We start from the raw sequence: 17,054 nt of genomic DNA on the forward strand, positions 1-17,054 counted from the left end.
CCGACGGATGAGTCGCTTCGCTGCTACGCTTGCGGTTCGACGCGCATGATAAACAAGCTCGCAAAAGTCTTCTGCGCAGATTGCCACCGCCTCGTCGCCAACTGCTGCGGCGACTGACGTGCGCTCGCAGGAGCCGCTACCCCCAACTCTCGTCAAGCTTTTCGCGTTGGGCCGTTTTGCCGTCGTCGGGGGAGTGCTCGGTTTTCTCTGTGGGTTGGCGATTGGGTTGACCTTGGTCGGGTCATCAGCGATAGCGTCAAGCGAGGCGCAACGCGAGATAGCTTCGGCGGCCCTTCGAACGGGTGCACTACTCGGCGCGATGTATCTGCCGGCGGCCGTCCTCTTTCTAGCGCCGAGGAAAATCGATGCGAAGCTCGTAGGCGTCGCGTGCGTCGCGGCTATTATTTTCGGTATCGTTGGAGATGCCGCGATAGGTCCTTGGGCGCCGCCATCCGTTGCGGCATCGCTTGGCTTCTGGTTGACGATATTCGCGATCTATCAGCGCGACCATCGGCGGTCAGTAGGCCGCACGAGTTACCTGCCTTAGCGGTATTTCGTCACGCCGGCTTTACGCACCAAGCGCCGATCATCGAAGGCCACGCGATGACCGCATCGGCCTCAGTCATCTCGGCGAACATGCGCGCCGGTAGCGTCGCTAGATCCCCGACCTCAGCCAACGACGTTTCGTCGATGTGCGGCCGCAGGCTCACGAGCACGGCAGCCGTCCAATCGCAGAAGGCTGCCTCCATGCCGGTCAGCGTTTCCATGTGCAGCGAGGGTCGCGGCAGCCCGGCTTCCTGAAACACGCGCGGCAAGCCAAAGCCCATCTCCACGTTACCGCCGGTCTTGACGAACGTCGATGTGATGAGCCGTACGGCGGCGCCGCTTAGCGGCAGGTCCGCGTGCTTGCTCAAGCACAGCTCCCACGAGACTTCATGGAAAGCGATAGCTCCGCCCGGCCGCACGAGACGTGCGACCGCGCGAACGACCTGCGCCGGATCGGCGACGAACATCAAGATCCAGCGGCCGACGGCGGCGTCGAACGATTTGAGATCGCGCAGATCTGCGACGTCGCCTTGGCGGAAAGTCACGTTGGTGAGGTGCGCGCGCTGCACGCGCTCGCGCGCACGTGCGATGGAGTCGGCATTCCTTTCGACCCCGACGATTTCGCCGGTCGGACCCACTATGTCGGCGAGCAGCAGCGAGACGTCGCCGGCCCCTGAACCGAGGTCCAGCACGCGTTGGCCCGGCCCAACGCCGGCGCTCCTGAAAACACGCTCGGTCAAAGGATTGAAAAGCACCGCCTGGCGCGCGAGCCGCTCGTGCTCGGCATCGGTGTTGCCCAACGAGTACGTCATCCGCTTGCTATCCGACACGACGCCGCCATTTTGCGAGGCTGCGGCTGCGTGCCTTCACACGAGCGAGAAGACGAGCTTGCCGAAGTTCCGGTCTTTGGCGATGCGCTCGTGGGCCTCGGCGGCGTCCTCCAACTTGAAGACGCCATCGACAGGCACGCGCATCGATCCGTTTGCGAGCAGAGGAACGCCCTCGCGCTCGAAAGCACGCGTCGCTTCGACCTTCTCGTCGTACGGTCGAGCGCGAAGCATCGTGCCGTTGATGCGAAGGCGCTTCGTCATGAGCGTGCGCAACGGCAGCGAAGCTGCGGTTCCGCCGAGCGTCGAGACGACGATGAGCCGACCGCGCGTCCGAAGCGCTTTGAGGTTCTGCTCCAGGTAGGGTGCGCCGATGAAATCGATGACGACGTCGATGTCGCGAGCGATCTCATCGAACGGCGTCGCCGCAGGATCGATCGCGACGTCGAGACCGAGCGCTGTCGCTCTCTCGAGCTTATCGGCGGTGCGCGAGGTGCCGAAAACCGTGCAGTCGCGGGCCTTTGCGAGCTGAAGCGCGGCGATACCGACACCCGAGCCGACGGCGTGGATCAGAACTCGTTCGCCCCGCGCGAGCGCACCCTGCGTGTAGAGCGCGTCGTGCGCGGTGACGTACGCTTCGGGGATCGCACCGGCGTCGATATCAGCGACCGCATCGGGCAAGAGCATCGATAGGTGCTCGCGCGTGAGCAAGTACTCGGCCTGCGCACCGCCGCCGACGAGGCCGAAAACACGTTGACCTACCTTTCGCGCGGTGACGCCCGGTCCGATCGCGTCGACGACGCCCGAGAATTCGAGGCCGGGGATGTCCTGCGGGGAATCGGGCGGCGCGGGATAGCGGCCCTCTCGCTGCATGAGGTCGGCTCGGTTGACGCCGGCAGCGAAGATGCGCACGAGGATCTCATCGCCGCGAGGTTCTGGTTTCGGGCGATCGACGACCGCTAACACATCGGGACCGCCAGGTCGCGTGATCACCAGGGCCTTCATGCGAGCACCCGCTCATCCGAGCTTCGCTCGGAATACCACATCCTCGATTCCGTGATAGTAAAGGTCGAGCGGTCCGTCTTCAAAAAAACACCGCAGTAATGGCACGCCGACGTCTGCTCCCTGCCTGCCGCCACTTCTGGGAGTTCTGGTAATCCCACGGGCTCGCGATTTCCGATTTCCGTTCGCGACCCTGTGAGGAACCACCGACCGTGCCTCGTCTGAGCCAGCACAAGACCCCGTATTTCGACGCGCTCCGGGATTACGTCGATTCCGGCACGCATTCGTTCCACACGCCCGGCCACAAGCAAGGCGCCGGCATGCACAAGCGGCTGCGCGACTTCATCGGCGACAACGTCCTGTCGATCGATCTGACGCAGATCCGCGGCCTCGACGACCTCAACCAGCCCGAAGGCCCGATCCTCGAAGCGATGCGTCTCGCCGCGCTTGCCTACGGCGCCGACTACTCGTACTTCCTGGTCAACGGGTCGACCGCCGGCAATCAGGCGATGCTCATGACCTCGCTGCGTCCTGACGACGCCGTATTGCTTCCGCGCAACAGCCACAAGTCGGCGACGAGTGCGCTCATCATGAGCGCGACGCGCCCGATCTACATGGCGCCCGAAGTCGACCACGATCTCCACGTCGACCACGCGGTGACCGCCGAGACCGTCGAGCGTTCGCTCGAGGAGCATCCGGAAGTCAAAGCGGTTTTCGTGACGAGCCCGACCTATTACGGCGCGACCGCAGACCTCAAGGCCATCGAGCAGCTCGTCCACGCGCGCGGCAAGCTGCTGCTCGTCGACGAGGCATGGGGGCCGCATCTCCATTTCCACCCCGAGCTGCCGCCGTCGGCGACATCGGTCGGCGCAGACGCGTGCGTCAACTCGACCCACAAACTGCTCGCCGGCATGAGCCAGGCGTCGATGCTCCATACGGTCGGCTCGCGCATCGACCAAGGCCGTTTGCGAAGCACGCTGCGCATCTTCCAGAGCACGAGCCCGCAGCTCGTCCTGCTCGCATCGCTCGACGTCTGCCGCATGCAGATGGCGACCGAAGGCAAAGCGCTGCTTGCCGGTGCGCTTGCGCTTGCGCGCGACGTCCGCCGGCGCCTCAACGAGATCCCCGGCGTTTACTGCATGGGACCGGATCAGATCGGCAAGCCCGGCGTCGCGGGATACGACGAGACGCGCATCGTCATCACCGTCAAGGATCTCGGTTATACCGGATATGAAGCCGAGCGCATCCTGCGTTTGCGCTACAACGTCCAGGTCGAGCTCGCCGACCTCTTCAACGTCGTCGCGCTCGTGACGCTCGGCGATACGAAAGAATCGACCGACGCGCTGGTCAATGCGGTGCAAGAGCTCGCGCGTGAGGACCGCCCTATCGACATCTATTCGCCGACGGGCGTCCTCGAGAAACGGCTCAAGCGAGGTTCGTATAAGATCCCGCCGATACCCGAACTCGTCGTGACTCCACGGGAGGCGTTCCTGCGCGATTACGTCGAAGTCCCGTTCAAGAAAAGCGCTGGGCGCGTTTGTGCGGAGGTGGTAACGCCGTACCCCCCAGGAATCCCGATCCTCTGTCCGGGGGAACGGATCACGCAAGAGACGATCGAATATCTCCGGTTGGAGCTCAAAGCCGGCGTCCACATCCAAGGGCCCGTGGACAAGAAACTGGGCATGATCCGGGTGCTTCCGTGATCGGCCCGCGTCACATGAGGTGACTACTTGAAAGAGGACCTAGCCCAGATACCGTCGGGCGAATGGGAACTCGACGCCCTGCTCGACATCTTCCCTCCCGCCATCCGACAAGCGCTCGTCCACCTCCCGAACCTCCACGATCTCATCGAAGTCATCCTCGATCTCGGGCGTCTTCCCGAAGCGCGCTTCCCGAACGACTATTGCTATCTCGCGCAGACGCCCGTGACCGCCGACGACATCGCCGCGGTCGTCGCGAAAGTCGGCGAGTTCGGTAAAGACAACCGCGCGGGCATCGAGCAGACGCTCCACCGCATCTCATGTCTGCGCAACCGGAGCGGAAAGATCATCGGCCTCACGTGCCGCGTCGGGCGCGCGGTCTACGGTACGATCGATATCATCCTCGACGTCGTGCGCGCCGGCAAGTCGATCCTACTCCTCGGCAAGCCCGGCGTCGGCAAGACGACGATGCTGCGTGAAGTCGCGCGCGTGCTTTCGGGGGATCTTCGCAAGCGCGTCGTCATCGTCGACACGAGCAATGAGATCGCCGGCGACGGCGACGTGCCGCACGCAGGCATCGGCCACGCACGCCGGCTCCAAGTGGACGTCCCGATCAACCAGCATGCGGTCATGATCGAAGCGGTCGAGAACCACATGCCCGAAGTCATCGTCATCGACGAGATCGGCACCGAAGCCGAAGCGCTAGCGGCGCGGACGATCGCCGAGCGCGGCGTACAGCTCATCGGCACCGCGCACGGCATCGATCTCGACAACCTGCTCGTCAACCCGACGCTCTCCGATCTCGTCGGCGGCATCGGACCGGTGACGCTCTCGGACGAGGAAGCGAAGCGGCGCGGCACGCGCAAGACCGTGCTCGAGCGGAAAGCGCCACCGACGTTCGACGTCCTGATCGAGATCCAGGACCGCAACCGGCTCGCGCTCCACGCGCCGGTCGCCGACGTCGTCGACGCTTTGCTGCGCGGCCACGAGCCGCGGCCCGAGGTCCGAGTCCGCAACGCCAAGGGCGGCGTCGAGGTCGTGCAAGAGGCCGAAGCGCAGACCGTGCAGACGCGCTACACGCCGACGCGCGATCGGGTCCGCGATCGGGATCGCGATGTCTTCGAACGTCACGCCGCGTCGATCGACGATCCGGACGCCGACGACGATCAACAATCCGAGATCGTACGCATCTTCCCGTACGGCGTCAGCCGCAGCAAGATCGAGCGTGCTATCGGCAGCCTACGGGTGCCCGCGATGATCGCGCGCAAGTGGGACGATGCCGACGTCGTCCTCACGCTCAAAGCGCTCGAACGCCGCGACAGCGGCAAGCTGCGCGAGATCGCCGCGCAGAACATCCCGATCTATGCGCTGAAGACGAACACGACGGCGCAGATCCAATCGTGTCTGAAAGACCTCTACGACTTGCCGTCGGTCGACGAAGAGGAGCTCGCGCTCCGCGAAGCCGAGGAAGCGGTCTACAAAGTGATGCTCCATCACAAACCGGTCGAGCTGTCGCCGCAGTCGTCGTACATCCGACGGCTCCAGCATCAGCTCGCCGAGAAGTACCGCCTCGAATCGCGCTCGACCGGCACCGAGCCGAACCGGCGCGTTCGCGTCTTCAAGGAGCCCGCCCAATAGACGGCGGGCTCTTCGTCACCTTCGAAGGCGTCGAGGGCGCAGGCAAGTCGACGCAGGTCCGGCTCCTTCACGAATACCTGTCGAACACGAACATCCCGTTCGTGTTCACGCGCGAACCTGGCGGCACGCCGCTCGGCGAGAAGCTCCGGACGCTGCTCATCGATCCGCTACATCAGATGTCGGCGGAAGCCGAGGCGCTCATCCTCTCCGCATCGCGCGCGGAACTCGTCGACAAGGTCATCGAGCCGGCGCTGCGCGAGAACCGGCTCGTCGTCTGCGATCGCTTCTGGGATGCGACGATCGCCTACCAAGGCTACGGCCGCGGGTTACCCGTCGACACGCTCGTCCGTCTCACGATGTTCGCAGCGCGCGGAATCGAGCCGGACCTGACGTTCTTGCTCGACGTCCCCGTTCGCGTGTCGCAAGAGCGCATCCGCGGCAGGCTCGGCTTTGCCGATCGCCTCGAGCAAGAATCGATCGATTTTCACGAGCGGGTCGCGCTCGGCTATCGCGAGCTTGCGGCGGCGGCGCCGCACCGCTTCATCGTCGTCGATGGGCGCCGCCCGGAAGACGAGATCGCGGTCGAGCTGCGCCAGCAGGTCATCGCCCGCTGGAAACGCTGACCATTGAGGAAAGGGAGCGGTCGAGATTTATCTCGACCGCCGCGGCCTAGCTATTCTATAGTTTGCGTGCGCTTTTAGGTTGCCGCCGTGGAATCCGGACCGAGCCGCGTGCGAGGCCGCGATTTGCTCGCAGGCATCACACCGTTGCCATTTAAATGCCGTCGGTGAGCCGGACAGGGGTCCGGTCGGCTATCATTGCATCGAGGAGACCACACATGCGTCGATTTTCGACTTCGTTGATTTTGGCGTTGCTCGCGACGTTTGCGCTCGCCTGCACCGCCCGCGCCGATGACAACGCACCCGCCGACTACACGAAGTGGATCGCGGGCAAGACGCCGCAACTCGGCCTGTTCACGATTTGGCGCGACGGCGGGAAGGTCTACCTCGAAGCCTCGAGCGCTCAGCTCGACAAGGACTTCATCGAACAGGCGCTGCCGGTGAGCGGTCTCGGCGGCTGGGATATCACGCCGGGCAATCCGTACTTCGACCTCGCGCGCGTCATCCGGTTCTCGCGCGAGGACGACAAGATCTCGATCACCTGGCCGAACACGTCGTTCGTCGCGCCGGCGAACGCGGCCGCGCAACGCGCTATCGATGCGACGTTCGCGGCGTCCGTCGCCGCGGTGGCGCCGATCGTCGCCGAGGACGCCACGGGCCAGCACATCGTCTTCGATGCATCGCCGCTTCTCGGCGACCTGAGCGACTTCACCGACGGCATCAACTTCTCGATCGGCATCACCGATCCGCAGGCTAAGTACGGGCTCGACTCCGATCGCACGTATTTCGGCCCGACGAAGGCGTTTGCGGACAACGACATCATCGAGGTCGATCAGACGTTCGCTTCGCTGCAGCCGCCGTCGTCGGTCGACAACGTGCCCGACCCGCGGAGCATCCAGCTGAAGCTCGACTACAACATCGCAGCCGCGCCCGACGACGGTTACGTGCCGCGCATCGCGGACGAGCGCGTCGGCTTCTATCCGAACATCCAGCTCCAATACGGCAACGACGCGGTCGACGGGCGCCAAGTGCGCTACATCATGCGCTGGAACTTCGCGCCGGCCGATCCGACGAGGCCGTCGCAAGCGACGCACCCGATGGTGCTGTATCTGAGCAACACGATCCCGGCGCGCTACCACGACACGGTCCGCAGCGCGCTCCTTCAATGGAACAAGGCATTTACGGCGGCCGGAATCCTCGGTGCTATCCAAGTGAAGGATCAACCGGACGATCCCAGTTGGGATCCGGACGACATCCGGCACAACGTCGTGCGCTGGCTGACGGAGTCGAACAGCGGCGGTTTCGCGCAGGCGGGTTCGGTTTGGGATCCGAGGACCGGCGAGCTCATCCATACCGGCATCGTTCTCGATTCGGACCTCATGACGAACTCGTACGTCGACTGGCGCGACTACGCGGATCCGGCACGGGTCGATGGCGCGCAGGCGAGGACCGAGGCGGCATACGGACGCGGCATGCGCTTGCAGGCGGCGTTCGGTCGCACGGCGCTTGCCGAGATGGGGCTGATGAGCACGCCCGCCCAGCAAAACGCGTTCGACCAGCAATTCTTGCTCTCGATCGTGCTCCACGAGTCAGGGCACGAGATGGGCTTGCAGCACAACTTCATCGGCTCGGAGGCGTATACGGCTAAAGATCTGCAGAGCAAGGCCTTTACGTCGCGATACGGCGTCACGAGCTCGGTCATGGAGTATTCGCCACTCAACATCTGGCCGAAGGGCACGCCGCAAGGCGACTACTGGCAGACGACGCTCGGCCCGTACGACTACTACGTCATCCATTGGGGCTACGCGCACATCCCCGGTGCGAAGACTCCGCAAGACGAAGTGCCGACACTGAAGCGGTGGGCGTCGGTGTGGTCGAATCCGCGCTATTCGTTCGCGATGGACGAAGACGTGTCGTACTTCGACGCGCACGCGATCGACCCGCGCGTCAGCCACTGGGATCTGACGAACGACAACCTCGGCTGGTGCGGCACGCAGATGCAGCTGGCGGCGAAGATCATGAGCACGGTCGCGCAGCGTTACCCATCATCGGGGCAGGCGTTCGACTCGGCGCGCACCGCGTTCGGCGATATCCTCGGCCACGACACGACGTGCATCTATATGGTCGAGCACTACATCGGGGGCGAATACGTCAACCGTTCGCACGTCGGCGATCCCGGCTTCAACGGCGTTCCGCTTTCGAACGTCCGCCGTTCCGACGAGCAGCGCGCGTTCGGTCTGCTTGACCGCTATTTGTTCTCGGACCAGGCGTGGGATTATTCGCCGTCGCTGCTCCGCAAACTCGTCTACACCGAGTGGGTGACGGACTTCCCACAGCCGGTATGGGCGTACGCGCCGCAGCCGCGGCATGACATGCCGATCTCCGACATCGCGCTGGCGAATCAAGACGGGATTCTGCAACGCATGTTCCAGCCGCTCATGCTCGAGCGGCTCGACGATCTGTCGATGAAATATCCGGCTGGCGCGACGATGAGCCTAACCGATCTCTTCTCCTGGATGCAGCAAAGCGCGTTCGGCGACATGCAGACTAAGGGGTTGAGCTCGATCGGCGAGATCCATCGCAACCTTCAGCAGACCTATGCGCGGATGCTGGCGCAGATGGTGCTCCATCCGGCCGACGGCACGCCGTACGACGCCCAATCGCTCGCACGCGCGGAACTGAAGTCGATGCAAAGCGACGCCGTGACGGCGCTCAAGTCGCCGAAGCTCGACGCCGTGACGCGTGCGCATCTCGAGGCGCTATCCGATCTCGCAACGCAAACCCTCGACGCCCGTCAAGTCCTCAGTACCGGCAGCTAGCACAAGGCTGGGGAGCGGTCGAGATTTATCTCGACCGCCGCGGCCTCTCGAAAATGGATGGAGCGGTCGACCTTTACGGTCGACCGCCGCGGCCCTTGCATAGCGGTGGTGTAATGTAGTAGGCCGAACGCAGCTCGGCTAGTCCTCGCGCGTCATCGCCAGCTGCTGATGGTATCCCGTTGCTCAGCGGTAAGCGAGGAAAAAGCCAACTCGAAGAACATCTTGAGGGGTTCAGTAAGCTCTTCTCGGTATGGCGCCAAGAAAAAGAGCGCTCGGAACAGTTCGCCCTTCTTCCAATAGGACTTCGCAAAAAGCAGCGCTTGGTCCAAGCTCTGGTCGCGGAAACTCGTCATCTTTTTAGCCGCTTCGGCTTTGGATATCCGCTCCACGAAGTCGGTGTCATCGGCGACTATGCGGCCCCCGTATTTGTCGAAGTATGACCTTTGTAGGTCCAAGACCGCCTGAGCTTCCGCTTCGCCGAAAGCGCCGCGCAAAGTCGTAGCTCGACCGGTCAGGGCACTTGTGTATTCGAGGAGGTGCTGCGTATCGAAGACAGCGCCAGGCTCAGACAGCCGGCCGAACTCGATTGAGATCACGTGCGAAATCTGGCCGATGTAGATATTGACGAATAGATGGTCCGCCTCGAAGCGCACGCGGCTTCCGGCTCGCTCGACGCACTTGAATTTGGGGGGCAGCGCTGGACGGAACGTCGCGAAGGCAAGGTCGGGAAACCACAGCGGCGGCGAAAAATCCATGAATGCGTCTCAAAAGCCCCCAGTTGCCGCCGAGCTTCGCTCGGCCTACTACATTTCCTAAGTTGGGAGGCCGCGGCGGTCGAGATGAATCGCGACCGCTCCCTACGCTATTCGGCCCTTGAAGGCTGAGCCGGTGTTGATCGCGAGGACGCGTTCGCCGTCCGCGATCCAGCCGCTTTCGCGCAGTACCTTCGCCGCTGCAATCGTCGCGGCGCCTTCGAGGCCGAGCAGCACGCCGTCGCTCGACGCGACCGCATCGCGCGCGGCGACGATCGCAGCGTCGTCGACTGCGATCGCGCGGCCGCCCGACGAGTAAATGGCGTCGAGGACGAGAAAATCACCGAGCGCCTTCGGAACGTTGATGCCGAACGCTGCAGTCCGCGCATCTTCCCATATGACCGACGCCCGCTCTTTGGCTTCCCAAGCCCGGACGATCGGCGCGCAGCCCGAGGCCTGCACCGCGACCATGCGGGGCTTACGCTCGCCGATCCAGCCGAGCGCGCGTAACTCTGAAAGCGCCTTGTCGATCCCGATGAGCCCGACGCCGCCCCCGGTCGGATAGAGAATGACGTCCGGAACGCCCCAGCCGTGTTGCTGCGCGATCTCGAAGCCGAGCGTCTTCTTGCCCTCGATCCTATACGGCTCTTTTAGCGTCGATGCGTCGTAGAGGCCGCGTTCGCGCACCCACTGCGCGACGAGCTTTCCGGCATCGGAGATGAGTCCGTCGACAAGCGTCACGTGCGCGCCGACGGCCTGACATTCGAAGCGATGGATCGGCGGCGCGCTCTTGGGCATCGCGAAGAACGCTTCCATACCGGCGCGCCTGCCGTAAGCGGACCACGCCGCGCCGGCGTTGCCGTTCGTCGGAAGTGCGAACGCGCGGACGCCGAGTTCGCGCGCTCGTGAGATGCCGATCGCCGCACCTCGAGCTTTGAAGCTTCCCGTCGGCAGCAAGCCCTCGTCCTTGACCTCGAGCTCAGCGATGCCGGTGCGCGCGCCGTAATCGGGCAGCGCGACGATCGGCGTCGCCCGCTCGCCGAGCGTCACGCGATTGTGCGCATCTCGCACCGGCAACAGCTCGCTCCAACGCCAAAGCGTATCGGCGCGAGCATCGATCGCGTCACGAGATGTCGAGCTTGCCACGCGTTCGAGATCGTAGCGCGCGAGCAACGGCGAGCCGCACGCACACAGTTGCGCGATGACGTCGGCGTCTGACCGAGCGGAGCACTTGGGGCACTCGAGATGGGAAAGCGCCGAGCGCTCAGCGCCGCGCGCCATCTGCGGTCCTGGCGAGCGCGACCGATCGGAGTTGGATCTGCAGCCAGCCGAGCACGGTGGCGGGCGATACGTTGGTAACCGCGATATTCTCGGCTTCTGTAACGAGCGCGAGCGCGTCCGCGGCGATAGCGGCAGCGTTCGGGCCGAGCGCCGCCGATGTCGACTTATATTCCGCTAATGCGTCGCGATCGAACGTCGCGCTCTCGCCTGCGATCGCGTACGCCATGCAGTCGCGCAACGCGGTGCGCGCATGACGCAGGATCGAATCGAGCGCGCCGCGCGGGTCGTCTTTTCCAAGCGGCGGCATCGGCGGCAGCGCGCGCGGCGTGCGAAGACATGCGAGCGCCCAACGGCGGGTGATTTCGCCGAGCGTTTCGCCTTCCTCGTCGCGCATCGCGATGGCATCGCCGAGGCTGCCTTGCGCCTTGCGTGCGAGCGTCGCGGCACGTTTCGGTGCGACGTCGTAGCGCTCGACGAGCGCCGACGAGATCTCATCTTCGGTGAGACCGGCGAAGCGGATCTGCGAGGTCCGCGAGCGGATCGTCGGAAGGATGCGCTCCGGCCGATCGGACGTGAGGAGAAAGATCTTGCCGGCGTCGGGCTCCTCGAGCTCCTTCAAGAACGTGTTGTAGACGTAATCGAACGTGATGTCGTCGAAGCGCGGGATGATGCACACCTGACGCCCGCCCTCGTAGCTGCGCAGCTGCATGAGGCGCACGACTTCGCGCGCCGCGTCCATGTTGACGCCCGACACCTTGCGCTCGGACGACGGATCCAGCGAGGCGATGAACGCGTCATCGACGAGCAGCGTGTCGCCGGAGGATCCCGCAAGGCCGCGATGACACGCGGCGCACGTGCCGTCGTAGCCGAGGGGGAACGATTTCGGCCGCTCGCAGTGGAGCGTCAGCGCGAGCGTCCGGGCGAACGTCGTCTTGCCCACGCCGCGCGGGCCGTGGAAAAGGTATGCATGCGCCAACCCACCGGGACCGGTGCGCTCGAACTGATGCACGATCGCTTCATGACCGACGAAAGGCATCGGCGGATCCGGCCGCGGCGGCGCCTCGAGCGCAGCGGCCGCTTGCGGCTTTCGCGGCATCAGCCGAAGCGCGCGCCCTGCAACGCGGTTCCGCAAGAGCACGTCCGCTCCGACGGCATACCTTCGATCATGGCCTTGAGAACGTCGCGGACGCGCGCGTTGTTCGCGTTGAAGACCGCGATGACCGATTCGTTGGTCACCGGCTCGACGCCCGATTGCCCTTCGAGTCCGACGTCGTAGTCGGTGATGAGCGCGATGTTCGCGTAGCACATCTCGAGCTCGCGCGCGAGATACGCCTCCGGGTACTGCGTCATGTTGATGACTTCCCAACCCGCGGACGAGAACCAGCGGCTCTCCGCGACGGTCGAGAAGCGCGGACCTTGGATCGTCACGACTGTGCCGCGCTCGTGCACGATGATGCCGCGCTGCTTGATCGTCGCGATCGCGAGCGCCCGCAGTTGCGGACAATACGGGTGTGCGAACGAGACGTGCGTCGTGATAGGCCCGTCGTAGAACGTGTCCTTGCGCCCGGTCGTGCGATCGACGAGCTGATCGGAGACGACGAAGTCGCCCGGCTTCACCGACGCCTTGAGCGAGCCGGCCGCGGACGGCCCGAGGATGCGCGTGACGCCGAGCGACTTCATCGCCCATGCGTTCGCGCGATAATTGATCATGTGCGGCGGCAGTCCGTGCGACTTGCCGTGACGCGGCAAGAACGCGACGCGCCGGCCGCCGACTTCGCCGAGCGCCACGAGATCGCTCGGCGGTCCGTACGGCGTCTCGACCTTCACCTCGTGCAGGCCTTCGACGAACGAGTAGAACCCGGAGCCTCCGAAGACCCCGATCTCCGCGCTATTGCTCACCGTGGCGTAATGGTCGGTCCGGGCTTAGGATTCCTTGAAGTCGCTCGGCTTGAGGCTTTCGATGTACTTGCGGAAGCGCTGCATCTCTTCTTCCTCGGCCTTCTTATCGTACACCGACTCTTCGAGGGCGATCTTGTCGGTGACGTAGATGGGCGCGTTCGTGCGTAACGCGAGGGCGATGCAGTCGCTCGGCCGGGCGTCGATCTCCTGATCTTCGCCGCCGAGTTCGAGGACGAGCTTCGCGTAGAACGTGCTGTCCTTGATGTCGTGGATGATGATCTTCGTCAGCTTGGCGTTGAGGCCGTCGATGATCGACTTCATGAGGTCGTGCGATAGCGGGCGCGGCACGGGCTGGCCTTCGAGCGCGAGCGCGATCGCCGTCGCCTCGAACGGCCCGATGAGGATCGGCAGATAGCGCTTGCCGTCCATGTCTTTGAGGATGACGACGGGATCGTGCGTGAGCAAATCGATGCCCAGTTTGTCCACCTTCATCTGCCGCATCGTTCAAGCTCCGCCAGCGCCCAGCGAGGAAGCCAGCTTCGCGCTGTCGTGTTCGGTTCCTATCGCGTGTCGCGCACGTCGGCCGCAGGTTTTCTACGTGTGATTCTCCTACGATTTCGTGTGATCACACAGCCGCTCGACCGCCCGGACGTGCGCGCGCTTGCCGGACATATCGAAGCGACGGTCATCGCGCTGTTGGTGGCGATCGTCGTATGGCGCGTCGCCATCACGCTCATCGACCGCTTCTACGAGCGGCGCTTCATATCGTCGCACATGCCGCGCATCGCGACGTTCCTGACGCTCTCGAAATCGATCGTCGGGCTCATCGTCGTCGTCGCCGGCGCGCTGACGCTGCTCAACATCTGGTCGGTGAACGTGACGCCCGCCGTGTGGTCGGCCGGCTTCGTCACCGCGGCGCTCGCGTTCGGGTCGCAGAACCTCGTGCGCGACATCGTCACCGGATTTTTCTTCCTCTTCGAGGACCAGTACGACGTGGGCGACCGCGTCGAACTCGTGACCAACGGCGGCCAGACGGTCAAGGGCAGGGTCGACGCGATGGGCTTGCGGACGACGCGCATCGTCGACCGTCGCGGCCGCTTCGTCATCATCCCGAACGGCAACATCGCCCTCGTGACGAATGCGAGCCGCTTGCCGAACGTCGCCAGCTTCACCATCACGGTGCCGTGGAAAGGTGACGCTGGCGCGATGCGCGAGCGGATCGAGGAGCACGCGAAGGAGATAGCCGACAAAGCCGGCATCGGCGACGCGCATATCTCGGTCGCGCTCGCGGACAGCACCGCCGAACTCGCGACCTTTCGCGTCGACTTGCGCTCCGCCGAAGGCGACGAGGATCTCGAACGTTCGAACCTCCGCGTCCTGCTCGCCGCACGCCTTCAGGCCGAGGGGTGGCTCCCCGGCGGCGCGCAGGCGGACTGAACGATGTCGCTCGCATGCGGAATCGTAGGGCTGCCGAACGTCGGCAAGTCGACGCTGTTCAACGCGATAACGCGCGCGAGCGTCGCCGCGAGCAACTACCCGTTCTGCACGATCGAGCCGAACGTCGGCATCGTGCCCGTGCCCGATCGCCGGCTCGACGTGCTCGCCGACGTCTTCGCGAGCAAACGCATCGTGCCCGCGACGACGACCTTCGTCGACATCGCCGGGCTCGTGCGCGGAGCGAGCAAAGGCGAGGGCCTCGGCAATGCGTTCCTTTCGCACGTGCGAGAGGTCGACGCGATCGCGATGGTGGTCCGCTGTTTCGAAGACGCCGACGTCGTCCACGTCGATGCGCACCCCGATCCGCTCCGCGACATCGAGACGATTCGCGTCGAGCTCGCGCTCGCCGATCTTTCCGTCGTCGAGCGCCGGCTTGAGAAGTCGAGGCCGAAAGCCAAATCCGATCCCGCGCTCGCGAAAGAAGTCGAAGCGCTCGAACGCATCGCCGCTGCGCTGGATAAAGGAGAGGCGGCGCGTAACGTTTCCGACTCAACTCTTGCGGTGTCCCTCTCAAAGGAACTGGCTTTACTCACCGCAAAACCGCTGCTTTACGTCGCGAACGTCGACGAGATCGGGTCCGCCGGATCGAACGCGCGTGTTCTCGCCGTGCGCGAATACGCGAAGCGCGAAGGCGCCGAATGCGTCGAGTTGTGTGCGAAGCTCGAAGCCGAACTGGCAGCGCTTCCGCCGGGTGAGGCCGCGGCTTTTGCCGCCGAGCTCGGCATCGAGTCGAGCGGTCTCGACCGGCTCATCGTCGCCGCGTATACATTGCTCGATCTCATGACCTTTCTCACCGCGGGCGAGAAAGAGGCGCGCGCCTGGACGATCGGGCGCGGCACGAAAGCGCCTCAGGCCGCCGGCACGATCCACAGCGACATAGAACGCGGCTTTATCCGCGCCGAGATCGCGTCGTACGACGACCTCGCGCGGCTTCGCAGCCTGCAGGCGGTGCGCGATGCAGGGCTCCTGCGCGTCGAGGGCCGAGACTACGTCATGCAGGAAGGCGACGTCGTGAACTTCCGCTTCAACGTCTGAACGCAAGGATCTTATCCATGCCAAGCAGCCACCACCCTGATTCATCCGTCTTCGGCGAGGCGATGCACTTCTTCGACGCGGCCGCGCAGCGGCTCAACCTCACGTCGAGCATGTATCGGATCCTGACGCACCCGTCTCGCCAAGTGATCATCTCGATACCGTTCGCCCGCGACAACGGCGAGTTCGAAGTCTACACGGGCTATCGCGTCCAGTACAGTTCTGCGCGCGGACCTGCCAAAGGCGGCATCCGCTATCATCCGAACGTGACGCTCGACGAGGTGACCGCGCTCGCCTTCTGGATGACCTGGAAGTGCGCGGTCGTCGATCTGCCGTTCGGCGGCGGCAAAGGCGGCGTCACGTGCGATCCGAACGTGCTTTCGCCCGGCGAACTCGAACGGCTGACGCGCCGCTACGCAGCCGACCTCATCGAGATCATAGGTCCGGACAAAGACGTTCCCGCACCCGACGTCAACACGAATGCTCAGACGATGGCGTGGGTCATGGACACCGTTTCGATGCATCTACGCGCGCACACGCCCGGCGTCGTCACCGGCAAGCCGCTCAACGTCGGCGGCTCGCGAGGTCGCGTCGAGGCGACCGGCCGGGGTGTCATGATCGCGATCGAAGCCGCGCTCGAGAAGATGAACAAGTCGCTCAAAGGAATGCGCGTCGTCGTCCAAGGCTTCGGCAACGTCGGGTCGATCAGCGCGAAGCTGCTGAGCGACGCCGGTGCGAAGATCGTCGGCATCAGCGACGTGACGGGCGGCTATCACAACCCGAAGGGCATAGACATCGCCGCTGCGATCGAGCACGCGCGCAAGAGCGCGCATCGAACGCTCGACGGTTTTGCCGCCGACCGCGTGAGCAACGCGCAGCTGCTCGAGCTCGACTGCGACATACTCGTCCCCGCCGCGCTCGAGAACCAGCTGACGGAGAAGAACGCGCGCAAGATCAAGGCGAGTCTCATCGCGGAAGGTGCGAACGGTCCGACGACGCCCGAAGCGGACGCGCTGCTGTCCGAGGGCGGCATCACCGTCATTCCGGACATCCTCGCGAACGCCGGCGGCGTCACCGTGTCGTACTTCGAGTGGGTGCAGAACCGGATGGGCTACTACTGGCGCGAGAAAGAGGTCAATGACCGCTTGCGCGATCTGCTGCGCGAGAATTTCGATGTCGTGTGGGATACGGGCAAAGAGTACGGCACGACGCTTCGCGGGGCGGCGTACGTCGTCGCGATCAAGCGCGTCGTCGACGCGTACATGACCCGCGGCATCTACGCGTAAGCGCGAAAAATGTAGCGGTCGAGCTTTAGTGTAGGGTCTACACAGCTACGCTACACTTTGCGAGCCTGCGCGAGCTTGTGCAGGGGTGCCTTCCCGTTGAGCGCTTTGTGCGGTCGCTGGGTGTTGTAGAAGTTCGCGAAGTTGTAGATGATCGT

The 17,054-nt window shown here is 64.3% G+C and carries 14 protein-coding genes; 7 read left to right on the forward strand and 7 right to left on the reverse strand.

The genetic code is table 11. The annotated features are described in order from the left end of the window. Nucleotides 1–557 precede the first annotated feature (557 nt). Nucleotides 558–1,358 (reverse strand): methyltransferase domain-containing protein, encoded by an 801-nt coding sequence (locus VFO25_02465; protein HET9341766.1) that lies wholly within the window; start codon nt 1,356–1,358, stop codon nt 558–560. A 54-nt stretch (nt 1,359–1,412) separates the two neighbouring features. Then, nucleotides 1,413–2,378, reverse strand: a complete 966-nt coding sequence (locus VFO25_02470; GenBank protein ID HET9341767.1) for an NAD(P)H-quinone oxidoreductase — start codon at nt 2,376–2,378, stop codon at nt 1,413–1,415. Between the two features lie 209 nt (nt 2,379–2,587). Between VFO25_02470 and VFO25_02475 the strand changes: the two genes are divergently transcribed. The 4 genes from VFO25_02475 to VFO25_02490 all read left to right on the forward strand — a co-directional run bounded on the left by VFO25_02475 (nt 2,588) and on the right by VFO25_02490 (nt 9,152). Beyond that, a complete protein-coding gene (locus VFO25_02475; GenBank protein ID HET9341768.1) occupies nt 2,588–4,078 on the forward strand; it encodes an aminotransferase class I/II-fold pyridoxal phosphate-dependent enzyme in 1,491 nt (496 codons plus the stop codon). Nucleotides 4,079–4,105: 27 nt separating this feature from the next. Then, complete coding sequence (locus VFO25_02480; GenBank protein ID HET9341769.1) at nt 4,106–5,713, forward strand: R3H domain-containing nucleic acid-binding protein; 1,608 nt, start codon at nt 4,106–4,108, stop codon at nt 5,711–5,713. Continuing rightward, on the forward strand, nt 5,710–6,336 hold the full coding sequence (gene tmk, locus VFO25_02485; protein HET9341770.1) for a dTMP kinase: 627 nt from the start codon (nt 5,710–5,712) through the stop codon (nt 6,334–6,336). Before VFO25_02480 ends, tmk begins: the two co-directional genes overlap by 4 nt. Nucleotides 6,337–6,551: 215 nt before the next feature. Beyond that, nucleotides 6,552–9,152: a zinc-dependent metalloprotease gene (locus tag VFO25_02490; protein ID HET9341771.1), complete on the forward strand. Its 2,601-nt coding sequence runs from the start codon at nt 6,552–6,554 to the stop codon at nt 9,150–9,152. 152 nt (nt 9,153–9,304) lie between these two features. On the opposite strand, the gene VFO25_02495 is transcribed toward VFO25_02490, so the two are convergent. The 5 genes from VFO25_02495 to VFO25_02515 form a co-directional block, all read right to left on the reverse strand. Then, nucleotides 9,305–9,907, reverse strand: coding sequence for a hypothetical protein (locus VFO25_02495; GenBank protein ID HET9341772.1), 603 nt, complete (start codon nt 9,905–9,907; stop codon nt 9,305–9,307). 102 nt (nt 9,908–10,009) lie between these two features. Beyond that, nucleotides 10,010–11,185, reverse strand: a complete 1,176-nt coding sequence (locus VFO25_02500) for a threonine synthase (protein ID HET9341773.1) — start codon at nt 11,183–11,185, stop codon at nt 10,010–10,012. Next, entirely contained in the window at nt 11,169–12,281 is a 1,113-nt protein-coding gene (locus VFO25_02505; protein HET9341774.1) for an AAA family ATPase, read from the reverse strand. The genes VFO25_02500 and VFO25_02505 overlap by 17 nt, the downstream gene beginning before the upstream one ends. Beyond that, nucleotides 12,281–13,084, reverse strand: coding sequence for an S-methyl-5'-thioadenosine phosphorylase (locus tag VFO25_02510; GenBank protein ID HET9341775.1), 804 nt, complete (start codon nt 13,082–13,084; stop codon nt 12,281–12,283). Before VFO25_02510 ends, VFO25_02505 begins: the two co-directional genes overlap by 1 nt. A gap of 24 nt (nt 13,085–13,108) precedes the next feature. Further along, nucleotides 13,109–13,585 carry a bifunctional nuclease family protein gene (locus VFO25_02515; GenBank protein ID HET9341776.1) on the reverse strand — a complete coding sequence of 159 codons (477 nt, stop codon included), beginning with the start codon at nt 13,583–13,585 and terminating at the stop codon, nt 13,109–13,111. A 120-nt stretch (nt 13,586–13,705) separates the two neighbouring features. Here VFO25_02515 and VFO25_02520 point away from each other — a divergent pair, with 120 nt between their 5' ends. Genes VFO25_02520 through VFO25_02530 form a run of 3 tightly spaced genes read left to right on the forward strand, consistent with a single transcriptional unit; the run spans nt 13,706 to nt 16,899 of the window. Continuing rightward, nucleotides 13,706–14,521, forward strand: a complete 816-nt coding sequence (locus tag VFO25_02520) for a mechanosensitive ion channel domain-containing protein (protein ID HET9341777.1) — start codon at nt 13,706–13,708, stop codon at nt 14,519–14,521. 3 nt (nt 14,522–14,524) lie between these two features. Next, entirely contained in the window at nt 14,525–15,616 is a 1,092-nt protein-coding gene (gene ychF, locus VFO25_02525; GenBank protein ID HET9341778.1) for a redox-regulated ATPase YchF, read from the forward strand. A 17-nt stretch (nt 15,617–15,633) separates the two neighbouring features. Continuing rightward, a complete protein-coding gene (locus tag VFO25_02530; GenBank protein HET9341779.1) occupies nt 15,634–16,899 on the forward strand; it encodes a Glu/Leu/Phe/Val dehydrogenase in 1,266 nt (421 codons plus the stop codon). Nucleotides 16,900–17,054: the final 155 nt, after the last annotated feature.

The organism is Candidatus Eremiobacteraceae bacterium (assembly GCA_035710745.1).
In the GTDB taxonomy this organism is placed as follows: domain Bacteria; phylum Vulcanimicrobiota; class Vulcanimicrobiia; order Eremiobacterales; family Eremiobacteraceae; genus JANWLL01.